The organism is Mesorhizobium sp. M0019, from assembly GCF_040323975.1.
In the GTDB taxonomy this organism is placed as follows: Bacteria; Pseudomonadota; Alphaproteobacteria; order Rhizobiales; family Rhizobiaceae; genus Mesorhizobium.
Window position 1 is genome coordinate 1 of record NZ_JAMYVK010000159.1, and the last position, 552, is coordinate 552.

Below are 552 nucleotides of genomic sequence, written 5' to 3' on the forward strand. Positions count from 1 at the left end.
CCGCTGATCCGGACTACCGCGTCGCCTTGATCGCTGAGGCAGGCGGATTCCGCACCGTCCTCGCTGCCCCGCTGTTGCGGGAAGGTGATCTCGTTGGCGTATTCGTCATGACGAGGGTTGAGCCGCAACCTTTCAATCCCAAGGAGATCGCGCTCGTCGAGACATTCGCCGACCAGGCGGTGATCGCCATCGAGAATGCGCGGCTTTTCGAGGCGGTGCAGTCACGGACGCGCGAGCTTGCCGCGTCTGTTGGTGAGCTCGAGGCGCTTGGTGAGGTGAGCAAGGCGGTCAATTCGACGCTGGATCTCGACACGGTGCTGAAAACGATCGTCGCCAAAGCGGTCCAGTTGTCGGAGACGGATGCTGGCACCATCTACGTGTTCAGCAGCACGCGGCAGCAATTCCGTCCGCGCGCAAACTTCGGTATGAGCGATGAGCTTATCGCCGCAGTCTCACACCAGACGATCGGGCTGGCAGACATGGGGATCGGCGACGCACCCGGGCGCTGCATGCCGGTGCAGTTTCCCGACCTCAGCGAGGAGGCCTCATCCT

Annotated in this window: 1 protein-coding gene; it reads left to right on the plus strand. The window is 62.7% G+C overall.

Features of this window, described 5'->3' with window-relative positions:
- Positions 1-552, plus strand: a 552-nt coding sequence (locus tag NKK47_RS35145) for a GAF domain-containing protein (protein ID WP_352579949.1), incomplete at both ends; no start/stop codon positions are given.